Here is an 18,759-nt window from a genome sequence, read left to right as displayed (position 1 = left end):
CGCAGATAAGCCCGGATCATCTATTGCGTGCGAACCGGAGCGCTTCGACGACATACAGAATTCCAGCAATCATTCGGTTCTGCATATTCCATTTACTGCGTCTTCATGTAATCATGCCAAGCGTAACCAAGGGAGGTTGTGTGGCGCACCATATCAGTTCGCAGGACATCAGGCCGGATGTGATGGATACGCAGGAAGACAAGCTGCACAAGAGTCTGCTCATCTTCGCCGCGGCTTTCATGACGTTTGCCGTCATGCTGTGGCTGGCAATCTACTGGGCGATGGGGGTCAACTTCTCCAGCAATGTGCCGCTCTGTTATCAGGTGATATCAGTGGGTTCGCTGGTGTACTACATGAAGACCCGCAATTTCGCCGTCCTGCGCTTTATCCAGCTTGCCCTGTTCCTGTTCGCCCCCTTCATCATGCAGTGGAGCATGGGCAGTTCGGTGACTTCCAGCGGCGTGACGCTGTGGGCCTTGCTGGCTCCGATCGGGGCCCTGGTGGTGTCGGGCTGGCGCGAGTCCATCCCCTGGTTTTTTGCCTACATGGTTTTGACCGTGCTGTCCGGTTTCTTTGACTACGTACTTGGAGCCGGCGGTTCTGGCGGCATCCCGATGAATACCATCGGCCTGTTTTTCGCCCTGAATTTCGCGGCGATGTCTTCGATCCTGTATTTCCTGGTGCGCTACTTTGTGGTCGAGACGGAAAAGATCAAACAACAGCTCGACCAGCAGCATGCGCTGTTGGCGGAAGAGCAGAAACGCTCGGAGCGGGTGTTGTTCAATGTGCTGCCGGCAAACATCGCCGAACGCCTGAAAAGCAGGGAAGGGCTGATTGCGGACGGCTATGCCGATGTCACGGTGATGTTTGCCGATCTGGTCAACTTCACCCAGCTGACCGAGCAGATGTCGCCGGAACAGATGGTTGGCCTGTTGAACAACCTGTTTTCCGAATTCGACGAATTAACCGAAAAACATGGCCTGGAAAAGATCAAGACCATCGGCGACGCCTACATGGTGGTGGGCGGGTTGACGCGCGAGCGCCAGGACTATACGCACGATGTGGTGAACATGGCCCTGGAAATGATGGATTTCGTGGCCAGGCATCCGCTTGCTGCAAAACTCGAACTCGGCGTGCATGTGGGGATCGCCACCGGCCCCGTGGTGGCCGGGGTGATCGGCACCAAACGTTTCATTTACGATTTGTGGGGCGATACAGTGAACATTGCCAGCCGCCTGACGGATGATGCCCGTTCAGGCCACATTCTGGCCGACAAGCTGACCTACAACCGTCTGCGCCATGACTTCCTGTTCGAGCCGCCGAACGTGCTGAACATCAAGGGCAAGGGCGAGATGGTTTCGTATCGCCTGGTCGGCCGGGTGGATGCCTCGGGCAGTTCCGGCAAGAACAATGTCTATCGCCTGCCGCCGCAGGACGGCGCACCCGCCGTCGCCTGAATCAGGTGCCCAGCAGTTGTCGCCACAATCCGGATACGGCACGCGTGTCCAGCAGGCCTTGTTCGATGCGGCAGGGTGACTGGTTGTTCAGGCGCATCCGGTGTTGCAGCCGGCGCAATTCACGATAGAGATCGCGCAGCCTTCCGCTGTTTTCCCGGTCGATCAGCCCCAGTTCCGCTGCGGTCTGCAGCAGCGCCAGGTTGCCGCTGTTTGCCGTCAGTTGGGGATGGCGCGCGGCATGCGCCAGCACCAGGAACTGCACCATGAATTCGATATCGACCATGCCGCCGCTGTCGTGCTTGATGTCGAACAGGTCGCTGTGGTTCGGGTGTCCGTCGTGCATCTTGCGCCGCATCTCCAGCACTTCGCGTTGCAGCTGCGCCGTGTCGCGCGGCAGACACAGGATCTCCCGGCGAATCCGCTCGAAACGTTCCCCGACCGCTTGATCGCCGGCGCAGAAACGGGCGCGGGTCAGCGCCTGGTGCTCCCACACCCAGGCATGCTCGCGCTGGTAGGTCTCGAAGGCCTCGACCGAGCTGACCAGCAGTCCGCTCTCGCCGTTCGGGCGCAGGCGCAGATCGACCTCATACAAGCGCCCGGCCGCAGTATGACTGGAGATCAGCGTATTGATGCGCTGCGCCAGACGCCCGTAGATCTGTCCGGCATCGGGCTGGTCATCGTCGTACAGAAAAACCAGATCAAGGTCGGAGGCGTAGCCCAGTTCCCGCCCGCCGAGCTTGCCGTAGGCGATGATGGCAAAGCGCGGCTGCGCGCGGTGCTTCTGTCGCAAATCGCGCCAGCACAGGCGCAGAACGTGGCGCAAGATCAGGTCGGCGAGGTCGCTCAAGTGGTCGCTCAATTTTTCCAGCGGCAATACTCCCTGCAAATCCATGACCAGCAGATGGAACGTTTGAGCCTGCTGGAACTGGCGCAGCACGTCCATTTCGCGTTCGGTGTCGCCGCTGTGCGCTTCCAGTTGCGCGCCGAGTTGCGCATCGAGTTGCGGCCAGTCGGGCGCGATGTACAGTTCGCGCGTGTCGAGCAGTTCGTCCAGCAGCATGGGATGCTGCGCCAGGTAGTCGCCGGCCCAGGCGCTGGCCGCCAGGATATGAATCAGCCCGGGCAGGGCCTGCGGATATTCGGCGAGAAAGGCGAGATAGGAAGCGCGGCGCGCAATGGTTTCCAGCAGCGTCAGTGCACGGCGCAGGGCGTTGTCGCAATTTTGCGCTTCCGCGCATAAGCGAATGAAGCGGGGAACCAGACTGTCCATGCGCTGGCGGCTGTTTTCGGGCAACTGTTGATAGCGGTTGCTGCCGCGAAACTGAACCAGCAGCCCGGCCAGCGCGGGCGCCTCGGCATAGCCCAGTTCGGCCAAAGCCGCCGTCAGCGTTTCGCAGTCGCCGCCTTCCTGCCACAGGGATTCGTTGCCGGTCTCCTGCTTGCTGCCAAACACGGTCTCGAATTGTGCGCTGACGAAGGCGCGCAAGGGGTCGAGCACCGCAAGCAGGGCGGCGTAGTCGGCATAGCCCATCGCCTGTGCGACGATTGCCCGCTGTTCGGCGCTTTCCGGCAGCATCTGCGTCTGCTGGTCTTCCAGATATTGCAGGCGATGTTCCAGATTGCGCAGGAAGACGTAGCTGTCGTCCAGACGTTGCACCACGGCGGGCTGCAACTCTCCGGTTTGGGCCAGCAGGCGCAGCACCTCGCGCGTCGGCCGGATACGCAGTTGCGGGTCGCGCCCGCCGCGGATCAACTGGAACACCTGGGCGATGAATTCGATCTCGCGAATGCCGCCGGCGCCCAGTTTGATGTTTTGCTGGCGTTCCCGCCGCACCACTTCGGCGCGAATCTGCGCATGCAGTTTCCGCATTGAATCGAACGCGCCGAAATCGAGATATTTGCGATAAATGAAGGGTTGCACCAACTGCTCCAGCTCGGCGAGACGCGCATTCTGCACCGGCGAAATCACGCGCGCCTTGATCCAGGCATAGCGTTCCCATTCGCGCCCCTGCGCGACCAGATACGCCTCCAGTCCCGCGAAGCTCATGACCAGCGGCCCGCTGTCGCCGTAAGGACGCAGCCGCATGTCGACGCGAAACACATACCCGTCGGCGGTCAGGTCGTTGATCAGGGCGATGATGCGGCGCCCGAGGCGGCCGAAGAATTCGTGATTGGACAGGCTGCGTGCGCCGTCCGACTCGCCTTCCTCGGGATAGACGAAGATCAGATCGATATCGGAGGAGACGTTCAGTTCGCCGCCGCCCAGCTTGCCCATGCCGATGACCAGCATTTGCTGTGCGGTCCCGCTGTCCGCGCCGCGCGGCTGGCCGAATTGGGCGGTCAGGGCGTCCATGCAAAGTCCCTGCGCGCGTTGCACGGCGAGTTCGGCCAGCGCGGTCATCGCCCCGGTCACTTCGGCCAAATCACCCAGACCGCCCAGGTCGCGCAGGATCAGGTGCAGCATCACCCGCTTGCGCAGGGTGCGCAAGGCGCGCGCAAGCTCGGCTTCGTTGCCGGCGGGCAATTCATCCAGCCAGCGCGCGATCAGCGCAGGGGCGACGGTCTGCCGGTAGTCGCTGCGCAAGCGGTCAAGCCACGCCGGTTCGGCGTCGAGCAGGCGCGCGAAATAATGGCTGCACTGCCGGGCGCGGGCGAGCAAGGCATCGAAATCGGTAATTGGCAAGGTGGGGTGCATCGGTTCGGTTAGAATGCACGGGTTCATTTATTGTTGAAGCATTATAGCTTTTCATGTTGCCCTGTTATGTAACCTTGCGCGCGATGTCGGACGCCATCAAACCATGCTGAAAATCATGCTGCGCCATACGGCGATCAGTGTCTGGTATGCGGCGCGCATCCTGCTTTTGTTCGTGCTGGTGCTGGGCATCAGTACGGCGCTGATGTTGCAGTACTGGGTGATGCCGAACATCGAACGATTCCATGGCGATATCGAAGCTGCAGCCACTGCGGCGCTGGGTCGTCCGCTGACGATCGCGCGCATCGAAGCGGGCTGGGATGGGCTGCATCCCAGTTTATTGTTGTCCGAGGTCAACCTCCGTGACGATCACAACAAGGTGGCGTTGCAATTGCCCGCGATGCGCAATACGGTGGCCTGGAGCAGCCTGCTGTTTGGCGAATTGCGTTTCCACAGCCTGCAACTGGATCGCCCGCAGATCATGATCCGGCGCGATGTTTCCGGCCGACTGTATGTGGCCGGCATCCAGTCCGAGGCGCAGGCTTCTGCCGCCTTCGATCCCGGCACGGCAGACTGGCTGCTGCGGCAGAGACAGATCGTGATCCGCAATGGCCGTGCCATCTGGCAGGATGAAATGCGCGGCGCGCCGGCACTGGCTTTCGAACGCGTCGAATTAACGATAACTAATTTTCTCGATCATCATCAGTTCATATTCCGTGCCGAGCCGTCTTCGATATTGGCTGCGGCGGTCGAAGTGCAAGGTGATCTGCACGGGGATGACTTTACTGCACGCCAAAGTTGGCATGGCGAAATGCGGGCCGACCTGACTCGCCTGCATGTCGCTGCCGGGCGCGCGTGGCTGGACTTGCCGCCCAGCCTGCAGCAGGGCAATGGCGACTTGACGGTGTCGCTGCAATTGGCGCAAGGCGAGGTTGCCGCGATGGACGCCCAGATGAATCTGCAGGATGTGCAGGCCAGGCTGGGAAGCGAATTGCCTGAACTTTCGGTGCGCCGGATGAAGGGGCGTTTGGGCTGGCGGCGTCTGAACCGCGGATTCGAGATCTCCGCGACCGCTTTTTCCCTGCGGCTGAAGGACGGGTTTTCCTTGCCGCCAACCAATTTTTTGCTCATGTGGAATGACAAACACGGCTATCGCTCGGCCTCGGGTGAGGTGAGTGCAAATGCCATTGATCTTTCCCATATCGGGCTGTTGTTTGACTATCTGCCGCTTGGAGAGTCCGTCAAAAAACGGGTGGCCGAATGGGCGCCGCAAGGCCGGGTGCGTAATCTGCATGCAAGCTGGCAGGGTGATATCGAAAAATTGATGCGCTATGAGGTGCAGGGACAGTTTGAGCAAGTCGCCATGCGCCAGGTCGGCAATTTGCCCGGATTTTCCGGATTGAGCGGAAGTGTCGATGGCAATGAAAACGATGGGGTGCTGGTGCTGGATAGCCGTGATTTCAACATCCAGGCGCCGGGTTTTCTGGCCGAACCGCTCCAGTTCGATCGCGTATCGGGCCAGCTTGACTGGCAACGAATTTCCGGGCAGAGCTGGGCGCTCAAGCTGAACAATATGCGCGTTGCCAACGCGGACCTGGCCGGGACACTCGTTGGTGGTTATCAGCTGGACAGGGAAGGTCCGGGTGTATCTGACCTAACTGTCAATCTCACGCGGGTAGCGGTATCCCATGCCGCGCGCTACATTCCGCCGCATGCTTTCGGCGATGCGACTTACCGCTGGTTGCAGACCGGCCTGCAAGGCGGTCTGGCCGATGCGTTTCAACTTCGTGTGCGCGGTGATTTGCGCGATTTTCCGTTTGCGGATGGCAAAACCGGTTTGTTCAGAATCACGGCCAGGGCCAAAGATGTTGCGATCGAATTTGTGCCGGGTTGGCCGCGCATCGAGCAGGCACAGGCGGATTTGTTGATTCAAGGGAAGGTGCTGGAAGTCAAATCCGTGCGCGCCATGACAGCCGGAGTCGCCCTGCAAAATGTGCGTGTCGCCATACCGGATACGCTTGCGCGGGAGGGGCTCTTGATGGAGGTGGACGGCGCGGCGGCGGGCGATACACAGCAAGCCATCGATTACATCCACCACAGTCCGGTCGGCGCGTATCTGGGCGAGTACACCGATCGATTCCAGGCGCGCGGGAAGGGTGCGCTCAGCTTGCATCTGTCGATTCCATTGGGCCAGAGTCGTCCGGCCAGCGTGCGGGGCAGCTATCGCATCGACGACAACGAGCTGGATCTGGGGCCGCACCTTCCCCTGTTGGAAGGTGTGCAAGGTGAATTTTCGTTCAGCAATGAAACGCTTCAGGCACAGAACATTACGGCCCGTGTGTTGGGCGGTCCGGCGCGTCTATCCTTGAGCAAAGAAGGGGGGACGCTCCTGATTGATGCGGACGGCACTCTGGATGCCGACAGTCTGCATGCCCGATACAGCTACCCGCTGTTGCGCAAGCTGCATGGGAAGACCGACTGGCAGGCAAAAATTCGCGTGCGCGACAAACGGGTCGATGTGCAGGTGAAATCCGATTTGCGCGGATTGGCCTCCGGTTTGCCTGTCCCTTTCAATAAATCGGCGGAGCAAAAAAGCGATTTAACCTTCGAGCTCAAGGATATCGATGCCCTTCAAGACAGCCTGCGACTCCGTTATGGTGAGATATTCGAGGCTGAGTTGCTGCGAACCGGGACCGCCGAAGGCGAGTGGGAGATTCGACGCGGTAACATCGTGTTGGGCCAACTGATCAAACCGGATGCCCGTGAGGGGATCTGGATTTCGGGCCACCTGCCGCGCCTTGAGTTGCAGGGCTGGAGTGGCTGGTCGGACTTGCCGCAGCGCGAAGGCGTGCTGCCCAACATCGCCGGTATCGACGTAACCCTGGATCAAGTGACCGGGTTCGACAGCCAATTCAATGACCTCTCGATACGCGGCAGCGGCCGTAATGGCCTGGTCAGCACGCGACTGGCATCGCCTGAAGTCAACGGCGACCTGATCTGGCAGCCCCAGGATCAGGGCAAACTTCTGGTGCGTTTAAAACAATTGAAACTGGGCGAGGGCGGGGCGGTTGACGCGGCGCCACCTCAGCCAATCGGCGCGCGGACCGTGGGGCCTGTTTCAATACCGGTCATCGACATGGCTGTCGAGAATCTGCACTGGAAGGGGAAACATCTGGGCAATCTGGAAGTGACGCTGGAAGGAGACGCGGGTGATGTCGTGCTGAACTCGTTACGTCTGACCAACCCCGATGCGCTGGTCGAGGCCAATGGGCGCTGGCGTACGGGCAAGGACGAAACACAGGTCAATATAAAGATCGAAATTATCGATGCCGGGAAATTACTCGGGCGCTCCGGTTATCCGGACAGTGTGACGGGCGCCAAGGGCGTATTCGAGACGGTGTTGACCTGGCAGGGGGCGCCGGATGCGTTTAATTATCCCAGTCTCTTTGGGTCAATTCGGGTCAACGTGGGCAAGGGGCGTTTTTTGAAACTGAACCCCGGGGCAGGAAAATTACTGGGGGTGCTCAGTTTGCAGTCCTTGCCCAAACGCGTCTCGCTCGATTTCACCGATGTGTTCAGTCCGGGTTTTCAGTTCGATAAAATTTCCGGGTTGGCGCTGATCGAGAGTGGAATGCTGAAAACCGAGGACTTCACGATGATGGGGAGTTCGGCCAGGGTCACCTTGCGCGGTGAGGTGGATATTACACGCGAGACCCAAAAACTTCGGGTGCGTGTATTTCCCGCAGTGAGTGACAATGTTTCGCTGCTGTCCTTCGCGGCCGGGCCGGTGGTGGGCGTTGGGGTGTTGCTGGCCAACAAATTATTGCGCAACCCGCTCGATAAGCTGGTGGCATTTGACTACAATATAAGCGGTAGTTGGGCTGACCCGGTGGTCGAGCGTAAGGGTTCGAGCAAACCGACGCCAGACAATCCGGATGAATAATCATCGACCGCATTAAACGGGAAAGAAACAAATATCATGTCATCAAGCTCGCTCGATTCAACCCAGTTGCGCATTGCCGCGCAGCAAAAAGCATTCAAGGTTGCCGCCATCCAGATGGCATCCGGACCCAAGGTGGAAGGTAATCTGAATGAAGCGCGCCGCCTGATTGCCGATGCCGCCGCCAAGGGCGCGAAACTGGTGGTGCTGCCGGAATTTTTCGCCATCATGGGGATGTCCGAACTGGACAAGGTGAAGGTGCGCGAGGCGCAGGGGCAGGGGCCGATTCAGCAATTCATGCGTGAACAGGCGCGCCAGCACAAGATCTGGCTGCTGGGTTCGCTGCCGCTGGTGGCGGAGGCCTCGGACAAGGTGCGCAACAGCCTGCTGGTCTTTGACGAATCCGGCGCGCAGGTGGCGCGCTATGACAAGATTCACCTGTTCAATCTGACCCTGGGCAATGAAAGCTACAACGAAGCGCAGACCATCGAACCGGGCGACCAGGTGGTGGTGGTGGACAGCCCGTTCGGGCGCATCGGTCTGGCCGTGTGCTACGACCTGCGCTTTCCGGAACTTTTCCGCGCCATGCAGAATGCGGACATCCTTGTGCTGCCCTCCGCTTTCACGGCGACGACCGGCAAGGTGCACTGGGAGCCGCTGGTGCGCGCCCGCGCCATCGAGAATCTGGCGTATGTCATCGCCGCCGGGCAGGGCGGTTATCACGTGAGCGGGCGCGAGACGCACGGCCACAGCATGGTGGTTGACCCGTGGGGGCGCATCCTTGACGAGTTGCCGCGCGGTTCCGGTGTGGTGATCGCCGAAGTGAATCCCTCGTATCAAAAGAGTCTGCGTACCAGCCTGCCTGCCCTGTCCCATCGCAACCTCTCTTGCGCCTACAGCGACCGGGCATGAGCGGTCGCACGGCATTGCAACGGGCACAGCACACCCTGCTTGACGCGCACGGACTCGGCATGCGCGATCTGCAACAGGTGTTCGGCCGGATGCTGGCGCACCGTGTCGATTACGCCGATCTTTATTTTCAGTACAGCCGGGCCGAAAGCTGGTCGCTGGAAGAGGGCATCGTCAAATCGGGCAGTTTCCATATCGACCAGGGCGTCGGCGTGCGCGCGGTGAGCGGCGACAAGACCGCGTTTGCCTATTCCGACGACATCACCTTGAGCGCACTGGAAGAAGCGGCGCTGGCAACACGCGCCATCGCGCGCCAGGGCGGCAAACAGCAAGCGGCCCATCTGCATCCGGCGCGGGCCCACCGCCTGTACCTGCCGCACGATCCGATTGCCACGCTGGAGGCGGCGCAAAAGGTCGCGCTGCTGGAAAAACTGGAAAAAATGGCGCGCGCACTCGATCCGCGCGTCACCCAGGTGATGGCGAATCTCTCCGGCGAATACGAGGAGGTGCTGGTGGCGCGCGGCGACGGCTTGCTGAATGGCGATGTTCGCCCGCTGGTGCGCCTTTCGCTGCAAGTCATCGTCGAAAGCGGCGGCCGGCGCGAGCAGGGTTCGGCCGGCGGCGGCGGTCGTTTTTCCTATGCCTACTTCAGCGATGAAGTGCTGCAGCGCTACGCGCACGAGGCGGTACACCAGGCAACGGTGGCGCTGGACGCGCGCCCCGCGCCGGCCGGCAACATGACGGTGGTACTGGGTTCGGGCTGGCCCGGTATCCTGCTGCACGAAGCGGTCGGACATGGCCTCGAAGGCGATTTTAACCGCAAGGGCAGCTCGGCTTTTTCCGGCCGGGTCGGCCAGCGCGTGGCAGCGCAAGGCGTGACGGTGGTGGACGATGGCACGATTGGCGACCGGCGCGGCTCGCTCAACATGGACGACGAGGGCAATCCGACCCAGCGCACGGTGCTGATCGAAGACGGCATCCTGCGCGGCTACCTGCAGGATAGTTTGAACGCGCGTCTGATGGGGGTGCCGGTCACCGGCAATGCGCGGCGCGAATCCTTCGCCCATCTGCCGATTCCGCGCATGACCAACACCATGATGCTGAACGGCAACAAGACGCCGGAAGAAATCATCGCCTCGGTGAAACACGGTCTGTACGCAGCCAATTTCGGCGGCGGCCAGGTGGATATCACCAGCGGCAAATTCGTGTTCTCGACGACCGAGGCCTACCTGATCGAGAACGGCAAGATCAGTTACCCGGTCAAGGGCGCGACCCTGATCGGCAACGGCCCCGAAGCGCTGACCCGGGTCAGCATGATCGGCAACGACATGGCGCTCGATCCCGGGGTCGGCACTTGCGGCAAGGAAGGGCAGAGCGTGCCGGTCGGCGTCGGCCAGCCGACGGTGCGCATCGATGGTCTGACGGTGGGCGGAACCGCCTAGGATAGGGCGATGGGCGCTTACGCTTTTCTCGCTGTCGGACTCGGGGCTGCCTGCGGCGCCTGGCTGCGCTGGGGCCTCGGCTTGTGGCTCAATCCAGCCTTGCCGGAACTGCCGCCGGGCACGCTGGTCGCCAATCTGATCGGGGGTTACCTGATCGGCATCGCGGTCGCCTTCTTCATGCAGCATCCCGGGCTTTCTCCGGAATGGCGGTTGTTCGTCATCACCGGTTGCCTCGGTGGACTGACCACCTTCTCCACCTTCTCCGCCGAGACCGTCACCTTGCTGCTGCGCGGACAATATGCCTGGGGCATGGGCATCATCGCGGCCCATCTGGGCGGCTCGTTGCTGATGACGGTATTCGGGATGCAGACGTTCAAATGGTTACAAGCCGGAGGCTGATATGCAAAGCGTCTATCTCAAGTTTTACCTGACCGAGAAGCAGCACCACCAGGGCAAGCAGTTGTATGAATGGGTACTGGAGCACGCCAGGGCACAGGGTGTGCCGGGCGGGTCGGTGTTCCGTGCGGTCGCCGGTTTTGGCCGGCACGGCCATCTGCACGAAGAAACCTTCTTCGAACTGGGCGGTGAACTGCCGCTGCAGGTGGAATTCGTGCTCGACAGCGCACAGGCAGAAAGCCTTCTCGCCACTTTGCGGGCGGAGAAGATCAAGCTGCCTTATGTGCGTTATGCCGTGGAGACTGGACTGACCTGAACGGGGCAGCCCTCATTGGAGAGGCTTATTTGCCGGACAACAATACGGTGATTTGCGCTTCTGCCTCAATCCAGTAATCCATCGCGCCACCCTTGAATCCGTTCTTCTCCGCCAGATAGTAGGCGGCATCCTGCACCATGCGATAGCGCTCCTGTGCCGCAGGGGCGGCTGCCTTGCGGGGCGCTGCAGCTTTGGCGGCCGCAGGCGCGGCCGTTTTTGCTGCTGCAGCCTTGGGGGCGGGGACCTTGGCGGCCGGTTTGGCAGCGGTTTTCTTGACCGCTACTTTTTCTGTGGCGGTCTTGCTGCTCGCGGCTTTTTTGGTGGTCGTTGCTGCGCTTGCTTTCTTGCTCGTTGCCATGATGTATTTCCTTAAAGATTAAATTGCTCGATGCCGGGGAGTGTCATCAACCCTGTTCGATGGGCGTGATTATACCGGGATTCCTCCCGAAGCCTTGTGATATCTGCGTTACAGGGCCGTTACAGTTGGAGCAGGCCGCCGGCACACGTGGTCGATTGTTCGAGCCGGGTGATGGTCGGCAACAGATTGAGCCCGCTGTTTGCCTTCAATTCGGCGGCGCGCTCGCGCAGGTCTTCCAGCGCGATTTCGATGGCATCGCCGGCGCTGGCGAAGGCGATGACGTTGCCGCTGTCGCAGGAAGGAAACATCAGCGTGCGGTCGTCGAAGGCGGCGGCAATCCGGGCAAAGCTATCCTGTACGCCGCGCGCCATGCCGATCAGATTGACCGCCAGGATGCCTTGCGCGGTCAGGCGGGCGCGGCACGCCTGATAGAACGGCAGGGTGTTCAATTCGCCCGGGCGCGCCTTTTCGTTGAAGCCATCGACCAGGATCAGGTCGAATTTCTTGTCCGAGCCCAGGATGTATTGCGCGCCATCCGCAATCACCAAATGGATGCGTTTGTCGTCCTCCGGCAGTTTGAAATACTGTTTGGCTGCCGTCACCACGCGCGGTTCGATCTCGACGATGGTCAGATGCGCCAGCGGCAGATTGCGATAGATGAATTTGGTCAGCGAGGCGGCGCCCAGGCCGATGAGCAGCACCTTGCGCGGGAATCGCCGCTCGTCGCGCAGCAGCAGTGGCGCCATCATCTCCTTGGTGTAGTCGAGTTCCAGATTCCAGGGGCGCGCGATGCGCATCGCGCCCTGGATCCAGGGCGAGCCGAAATGCAGATAGCGGACACCCGCCTCTTCGCTGATGTCGATGGGGAAACTCATGGCGCTTTGGCGGCGGCGGAGCCCGTACCAACGATCCTGGCGAGAACGGTTCGCGCCAGCGCGAGCGCCAGTTCCACCAACAGCAGCATGGCGAGCGCGCTGCCGGCGCCGAAGGTGAGCGCATCCCGGTCCAGCGGCACGGCATAACTGTATTGGCCCAGCACCTCATCCATCATTTCTTGGTCGGCATGAAAGATCACATGCAGCGCTTTCAGCGGCAGGCTGACCTGCAGCGCCGCCCGTTCCTGCGTGAAACGCAGTTTTCGCTGCATCATTTTTTCAAGTGCCGCGCCTTCTTCCCGGAACGATGCCTGGTCACTGTTGCGATGCAACGCCAGCAACCCGTTCAAGTCGCCGCCAAAGTATTTGTTCGATATCTCCTGAAAGGGCTGCAGATTGGCCGTCACTTCGCGCAGGTGCGCATCCACGCGCTTCTCGTATTGATCGACCAGATTTGGAATTTGCAAACCGGCCAGCAGCGCGACGCAGGCGACAATGACCAGCAGATAGCGGTGGAGGATGTTCCGCATCGTGATGTTCAGCGCGGCGCGATCCGGTTCAGCAGCCAGCGCGCCCATTCCGTTACTTCGGTCGCGCTCATGCCGAGGGTGGCGACTTGTTCGGCCAGCGCATCGCCCGCGGCACCGTGCAAATGCACCGCCAGCAGCAGCGCCTCGTCGCCGCTCAGCCCTTGCGCGATGAAGGCGGCGATCATGCCGGCCAGTACATCCCCCATGCCGGCGGCGCCCATGCCGGGATTGCCGGTCTGGTTGAGATACAGCTTGCCGTTTTGCGTGGCGCAGAGGCTGCCCGCACCCTTCAGCACCACGCTTCCCCCCAGTTTTTGCACCAGACTCAGCGCCGCTCTGGCGCGGTCGTTCTGGACCGCTTCGGTGCTGCAACCGAGCAGGCGTGCAGCCTCTCCGGGATGGGGCGTGAACACGGCGGGCGCTTTGCGGGGAGGCAGCATGCTGCGCAGGTCGGGGCGCAGTGCAAGGAGATTGAGCGCATCGGCATCCAGTACCAGCGGCACATCGAGCCGCAAGGCGTCATACAGCAGCTTTTGCGCCGCCAGGCTTTGTCCCAGACCGCAACCGATCACCAGCACAGGGGAGGCAACCGTGTTCTTCGTTTTTTCCCCCTCTCCACCCGTGGGAGGGTTGGGGAGGGAGAGGTGTTTAAGCGCATCACTGGCAGTTTGCAGCATCAGCTCCGGCTGCAACGAATCGACTGCCGGCGCGTTCTCCGCAAGCATGCCGACATGCACACAACCCGCGCCCATTTTGAGCGCCGCACGTCCCGCCAGCAGCGCGGCACCGACCATGCCGCTGGCGCCGCCGATGATGGTGACCGTGCCGAACATGCCCTTGTGGCTGTCGCGCGCGCGCGGTTTGAGGAAGGCGGCGACCTGCTTCCGGGTGATGGGTGTCTGACGTGTGCTGTCCATGTTGGATTCCTCGGGTTTCGCAAAGCGGCTGCATTATAATCACACCCCGTCGTCAACGCCCTAAAGTGACCGAATCATGTTCCGCACTTCGATTGGTAAATCCGCCCTTTCCGCCTTCCGTCTCGACAAGCTCCGCGCCGCCTTGGGCGCGACCGGTTGCGGCATCACGCTTGAAGCTACCCGCCATTTCTACTTCACCGAGTTGTCCGCTGAACTGGACGCGGCGCAGACCGCCCTGCTGGATCGCCTGCTGGGGCTGGATGAACAGGATGGTGCGCCCAAGGTCGAGGCTGGAACACAGTCCGTGCTGATCGTGCCGCGCCTCGGCACCCTCTCGCCCTGGTCGTCCAAGGCCACCGACATCGCCCGCCACTGCGCGCTGCCGCAGGTGATGCGCATCGAGCGCGGTGTGACTTACTACCTGAAGAGCAAGAGCGGCAAGGCATTGACCGCCGCCGAACAACAAGCCGTGTTGCCCTTGCTGCATGACCGCATGACCGAGTCCGTCGTGTTCGACATGGCCGGTATCGAAGAGAAGATATTCCAGCATGGCACGCCGCAACCGCTGACCACGGTGGACATCCTCGGGGGTGGCAAGGCCGAGCTGGAGACTGCGAACAAGGCCCTGGGCCTGGCGCTGTCGCCGGACGAGATCGACTATCTAGTGGAGAACTTCGGCAAGCTGGGCCGCAACCCCACCGACGTCGAACTGATGATGTTCGCGCAGGCCAACTCCGAACACTGCCGCCACAAGATCTTCAACGCCGACTGGATCATCGACGACGAGCATCAGGCCATCTCGCTGTTCGGCATGATCCGCAACACGCACAAGCTGCACCCCGAAGGCACGGTGATCGCCTATTCGGACAACTGTTCCGTCATCAAGGGCGGCGACTTCGAACGCTTCTATCCGCGTGCCGACGGCAGCTACGAATTCAGCAAGGAACGCACCCACATCCTGATGAAGGTGGAGACGCACAACCACCCGACCGCCATCGCCCCGTTCGCGGGTGCGGCCACCGGCAGCGGCGGCGAGATCCGCGACGAAGGCGCGACCGGCATCGGCTCCAAGCCCAAGGCGGGCCTCACCGGTTTCACCGTATCCAACCTCAACATCCCCGGCTTCGCGCAGCCATGGGAATCGGACGCCATCGGCAAGCCGGGCCGCATCGCTTCGCCCTTGCAGATCATGATCGACGGCCCGCTGGGCGGCGCCGCGTTCAACAACGAATTCGGCCGTCCCAACCTCACCGGTTATTTTCGTACCTTCGAAGAGAAGGTGAACGGCGAGGTACGCGGCTACCACAAGCCCATCATGCTGGCCGGCGGCGTGGGCAACATCAGCGACAAACACACTAGGAAATCCGACCTGCCCAAGGGGGCCTTGCTCATCCAGCTGGGCGGCCCCGGCATGCTGATCGGTCTGGGCGGCGGCGCGGCATCCAGCATGGACACTGGCGCCAATGCCGAGAACCTGGACTTCGATTCCGTGCAGCGCGGCAACCCCGAGATGGAGCGCCGTGCGCAGGAAGTCATCGACCGTTGCTGGCAGATGGGCGAGAACAACCCCATCCTGAGCATCCACGACGTGGGCGCGGGCGGCATCTCCAACGCCTTGCCCGAACTGGTGCATGGCGGCGGCATGGGCGCGCGTTTCGAACTGCGCGAAGTGCCGAGTGAAGAGCACGGCATGTCGCCGATGCAGATCTGGAGCAACGAAGCGCAGGAGCGTTACGTGCTCGCCATCCCGGCAGAGCGTCTGGAAGAATTCCAGGCCCTGTGCGAACGCGAACGCTGCCCATTCGCCGTGCTCGGCACCGCGGTCGACGAAGACCGTCTGGTGGTGCACGACAACGAGTTCGACAACAACGCGGTCGATATGCCGCTCTCCGTGCTGCTGGGCAAGCCGCCCAAGATGACGCGCGACGTGAAGCGCGAAAAAGTCGCGCTGAGCAAGTTCGACACCTCCGGCATCAGCATTAAGGACGCCGCCGAGCGCGTGCTGCGTCTGCCCTCTGTGGCCGACAAGACATTCCTCATTTCCATCGGTGACCGCACCGTGGGCGGCTACACCGCGCGCGACCAGATGGTCGGCCCGTGGCAGGTGCCGGTGGCCGACGTGGCCGTCACCACCTTCGGTTACAACACCTATGCGGGCGAGACCTTCGCCATGGGCGAACGCACCCCCATCGCAGTCATCGACGCACCGGCCTCCGGTCGCATGGCCATCGGCGAAGCCATCACCAACATCGCCGCTGCGCAGATCGCCAAGATCGGCGACATCAAACTCTCCGCCAACTGGATGGCCCCCGCCGGTCACCATGGCGAAGACGCCGCGCTGTACGACACCGTGAAAGCGGTCGGCATGGAGCTGTGCCCGCAACTCGGCATCAGCATCCCGGTGGGCAAAGACTCGATGTCGATGAAGACCGCATGGGAAGAGGGCGGCGAGAAGAAGACCGTCACCGCACCGCTGTCGCTGATCATCTCCGCTTTCGCACCCACACCGGACGTGCGCAAGACACTCACCCCGCAACTGGTGGCCGACACTGACACCGTGGTGCTGCTGTTCGATCTGGGCTGCGGCCAGAACCGCCTCGGCGGTTCCGCACTCGCGCAGGTGTACAAACAAGTGGGCGACATCGCACCGGACGTGGACGATGCAAACACGCTGAAAGCCTTCTTCAACCTGATCCAGCGCTTCAACCGCGAAGGCAAGCTGCTCGCCTATCACGACCGTTCCGACGGCGGACTGTTTGTCGCACTGGCCGAGATGAGTTTCGCCTCGCATGTTGGTCTCGACATCCGTCTGGACGACCTCAAGGGTGATGACCTCGCCGTGCTGTTCAACGAAGAACTGGGCGCACTGGTGCAAGTGCGCCGCTCCGACCTGGCCGACATCTTCGTGCTGTGCGAAGAAGCCGGCTTGGTCAACGTGCACGAAGTGGCCTGGCTCAACACCGGCGGCACGCTCAACGTGATGCGCGCCAAGGACAAGCTGTACAGCGAGAACGCCATCGTGCTGCGCCGCATGTGGTCCGAGACCACTTGGCAGATGCAGAAGCTGCGCGACAACCCGGCCTGCGCGCAACAGGAATACGACCGCATCCTCGACGCGAAAGACCCCGGCCTGCATGTGAAGCTGAGCTACGACGTGAACGAGAACGTTGCCCCGGCGCTGCTCACTTCGCGTCCCAGGATGGCCATCCTGCGCGAGCAGGGCGTGAACGGCCATGTCGAGATGGCGGCTGCGTTCGACCGCGCCGGATTCCAGGCGGTGGACGTGCACATGAGCGACATCATCGCGGGCCGTGTGAAACTGGACGACTTCAAGGGTGTGGTCGCCTGCGGCGGCTTCTCCTACGGCGACGTGCTGGGTGCGGGCGAGGGCTGGGCGAAATCCATCCTGTTCAACCCGCGTGCGCGTGACGAGTTCGAAGCCTTCTTCAAGCGCAATGACACCTTCGCATTGGGCGTATGCAACGGTTGCCAGATGATGAGCAACCTGCACGAGATCATTCCCGGCGCAGCCCACTGGCCGCACTTCGCGCGCAACCAGTCGGAGCAATTCGAAGCCCGTTTCGTGATGGTGGAAGTGCAGGAATCTCCCTCCATCCTGTTTGACGGCATGGCTGGTAGCCGCATGCCCATCGTCGTCGCACACGGCGAAGGCTATGCCGACTTCACAAACACCAAGCGCCTGCACGCTGCACAGGATGTCGTTACCCTGCGTTACATCGACCACTACGGCAAAGCGACGACGACCTATCCGCTCAACCCGAACGGTTCACCGCAAGGCATCACCGGCCTCACCACACCGGACGGTCGCTTCAGCATCATGATGCCGCACCCCGAGCGCGTGTTTCGCGCTGTGCAGAATTCCTGGTATCCGAAAAAATGGCAGGAGAACGGCGCTTGGTTGCGCATGTTCCAGAATGCGCGGAAGTGGGTGGGCTAGCCATGAAAAAAGAATTCTGGCTGGAGCGTTGGGAGCGGGCGGAGATCGGTTTCCATCAGAACGAGATCAATCCGTATCTGTTGAAGTATTGGGGCGAGCTACATGCGGCGCAGGGCGGCGAGGTATTCGTGCCGTTGTGTGGCAAGAGCCAGGATATGGTGTGGCTGCGTCAGCAGGGGTACAAGGTGCTGGGGGTGGAGTTGAGTGCCATCGCGGTACGCGACTTTTTCAGCGAACAGGGTTTGGCACCGGCGCATTCGAACACGGACAGGTTCGCGTGCTGCGAGGCAGAGGGTATCCGCATCCTGTGCGGCGATTTCTTCGATCTGACCAAGGCCGATATGGCGCAGGTTGGCGCGGTGTATGACCGAGCCTCGCTGGTGGCCTTGCCGCCGGAGATGCGCGCACGCTATGCGCGCCATCTGGTGGAGATTTTGCCAAGCGGCACACGGATATTGCTGGTGACTTTTGACTATCCACAGGAAGAAATGCCGGGGCCACCGTTTGCGGTATCGGCGAACGAGGTTGAAGCGCTCTACGGCAAGCACGCGGAGATGCGGCTGCTGGCGCAGGAGAATGTGCTGGAGCAGAATCCGCGCTTCAAACAGCGCGGCATGACGCGGCTGCAGGAGAACATTTTTCAGCTGACGCTGAAGTAGGCCAGGCGATAGCTGCCCGGAGTCCCGCGCGTTTTCAACTGCCGGAGGATGTTTTTTCCTTGGCGCAGGCCGGGCAGACTTCGCCCGGCATGAACAGCGTGCCATGTTTTGGGCAGCGTTGCAGGATGACGGTCTTGCCGTCGTGGTCGCCCTCAGGCGGGGTTGCTTTCTGATCGTGGTCGGATGGACTCATGCTTGCCTTATATGGACGCCTCCCGGTTTAGCAAGAGATTTGTCGTGTTTTGGTAAAACCAGAAATCGGCTGCAGTCTTATATCCGGCCTTGTTGCAAGCTGGACTTCTGCCTGCGG

At 61.4% G+C, this 18,759-nt stretch carries 14 protein-coding genes; 8 read left to right on the top strand and 6 right to left on the bottom strand.

The window, feature by feature from the left end; all coding sequences use genetic code 11:
* The first annotated feature begins 113 nt into the window (after nucleotides 1-113).
* The gene (locus ACKTSJ_RS01530; protein ID WP_407896701.1) at nucleotides 114-1,457 is read left to right on the top strand and encodes an adenylate/guanylate cyclase domain-containing protein; all 1,344 of its coding nucleotides are present in this window, start codon (nucleotides 114-116) and stop codon (nucleotides 1,455-1,457) included.
* 1 nt (nucleotide 1,458) lies between these two features.
* Here ACKTSJ_RS01530 and glnE read toward each other — a convergent pair whose 3' ends face one another.
* Complete coding sequence (gene glnE / locus ACKTSJ_RS01525) at nucleotides 1,459-4,179, bottom strand: bifunctional [glutamate--ammonia ligase]-adenylyl-L-tyrosine phosphorylase/[glutamate--ammonia-ligase] adenylyltransferase (protein ID WP_407896699.1); 2,721 nt, start codon at nucleotides 4,177-4,179, stop codon at nucleotides 1,459-1,461.
* 76 nt (nucleotides 4,180-4,255) lie between these two features.
* Between glnE and ACKTSJ_RS01520 the strand changes: the two genes are divergently transcribed.
* From ACKTSJ_RS01520 to ACKTSJ_RS01500, 5 genes are read left to right on the top strand one after another with little or no spacing between them, the layout of a single operon-like run.
* A complete protein-coding gene (locus ACKTSJ_RS01520; protein ID WP_407896697.1) occupies nucleotides 4,256-8,092 on the top strand; it encodes a YhdP family protein in 3,837 nt (1,278 codons plus the stop codon).
* Between the two features lie 36 nt (nucleotides 8,093-8,128).
* Nucleotides 8,129-9,001, top strand: a complete 873-nt coding sequence (locus tag ACKTSJ_RS01515; protein ID WP_407896695.1) for a carbon-nitrogen hydrolase family protein — start codon at nucleotides 8,129-8,131, stop codon at nucleotides 8,999-9,001.
* Nucleotides 8,998-10,440: a metalloprotease TldD gene (gene tldD, locus ACKTSJ_RS01510; RefSeq protein ID WP_407896693.1), complete on the top strand. Its 1,443-nt coding sequence runs from the start codon at nucleotides 8,998-9,000 to the stop codon at nucleotides 10,438-10,440. The genes ACKTSJ_RS01515 and tldD overlap by 4 nt, the downstream gene beginning before the upstream one ends.
* Before the next feature lie 9 nt (nucleotides 10,441-10,449).
* Nucleotides 10,450-10,839, top strand: coding sequence for a fluoride efflux transporter CrcB (gene crcB / locus ACKTSJ_RS01505; RefSeq protein WP_407896691.1), 390 nt, complete (start codon nucleotides 10,450-10,452; stop codon nucleotides 10,837-10,839).
* A gap of 1 nt (nucleotide 10,840) precedes the next feature.
* A complete protein-coding gene (locus tag ACKTSJ_RS01500) occupies nucleotides 10,841-11,152 on the top strand; it encodes a DUF190 domain-containing protein (RefSeq protein ID WP_407896689.1) in 312 nt (103 codons plus the stop codon).
* Between the two features lie 25 nt (nucleotides 11,153-11,177).
* Here the strand turns inward: ACKTSJ_RS01500 and ACKTSJ_RS01495 are convergent, their stop codons facing one another.
* The 4 genes from ACKTSJ_RS01495 to ACKTSJ_RS01480 form a co-directional block, all read right to left on the bottom strand.
* Nucleotides 11,178-11,510 carry a DUF2934 domain-containing protein gene (locus ACKTSJ_RS01495; RefSeq protein ID WP_407896687.1) on the bottom strand — a complete coding sequence of 111 codons (333 nt, stop codon included), beginning with the start codon at nucleotides 11,508-11,510 and terminating at the stop codon, nucleotides 11,178-11,180.
* A gap of 119 nt (nucleotides 11,511-11,629) precedes the next feature.
* Nucleotides 11,630-12,385, bottom strand: a complete 756-nt coding sequence (locus ACKTSJ_RS01490; protein ID WP_407896685.1) for a fused MFS/spermidine synthase — start codon at nucleotides 12,383-12,385, stop codon at nucleotides 11,630-11,632.
* On the bottom strand, nucleotides 12,382-12,963 hold the full coding sequence (locus tag ACKTSJ_RS01485; RefSeq protein WP_407896683.1) for a DUF2937 family protein: 582 nt from the start codon (nucleotides 12,961-12,963) through the stop codon (nucleotides 12,382-12,384). The genes ACKTSJ_RS01490 and ACKTSJ_RS01485 overlap by 4 nt, the downstream gene beginning before the upstream one ends.
* Nucleotides 12,924-13,832, bottom strand: a complete 909-nt coding sequence (locus ACKTSJ_RS01480) for an NAD(P)H-hydrate dehydratase (protein WP_407896681.1) — start codon at nucleotides 13,830-13,832, stop codon at nucleotides 12,924-12,926. The genes ACKTSJ_RS01485 and ACKTSJ_RS01480 overlap by 40 nt, the downstream gene beginning before the upstream one ends.
* 76 nt (nucleotides 13,833-13,908) lie before the next feature.
* Between ACKTSJ_RS01480 and purL the strand changes: the two genes are divergently transcribed.
* Together purL and ACKTSJ_RS01470 are read left to right on the top strand one after the other, a co-directional pair.
* Complete coding sequence (gene purL, locus ACKTSJ_RS01475) at nucleotides 13,909-17,790, top strand: phosphoribosylformylglycinamidine synthase (protein ID WP_407896679.1); 3,882 nt, start codon at nucleotides 13,909-13,911, stop codon at nucleotides 17,788-17,790.
* Between the two features lie 2 nt (nucleotides 17,791-17,792).
* The gene (locus ACKTSJ_RS01470; protein ID WP_407896677.1) at nucleotides 17,793-18,449 is read left to right on the top strand and encodes a thiopurine S-methyltransferase; all 657 of its coding nucleotides are present in this window, start codon (nucleotides 17,793-17,795) and stop codon (nucleotides 18,447-18,449) included.
* 34 nt (nucleotides 18,450-18,483) lie between these two features.
* Here the strand turns inward: ACKTSJ_RS01470 and ACKTSJ_RS01465 are convergent, their stop codons facing one another.
* Nucleotides 18,484-18,642, bottom strand: a complete 159-nt coding sequence (locus ACKTSJ_RS01465) for a hypothetical protein (RefSeq protein ID WP_407896675.1) — start codon at nucleotides 18,640-18,642, stop codon at nucleotides 18,484-18,486.
* Nucleotides 18,643-18,759: the final 117 nt, after the last annotated feature.

It is taken from the genome of Ferrigenium sp. UT5 (assembly GCF_045866295.1).
In the GTDB taxonomy this organism is placed as follows: domain Bacteria; phylum Pseudomonadota; class Gammaproteobacteria; order Burkholderiales; family Gallionellaceae; genus Sideroxyarcus.
Note: the sequence above shows the minus strand (reverse complement) of the source record. Positions and strands in the feature narration are given on the sequence as shown.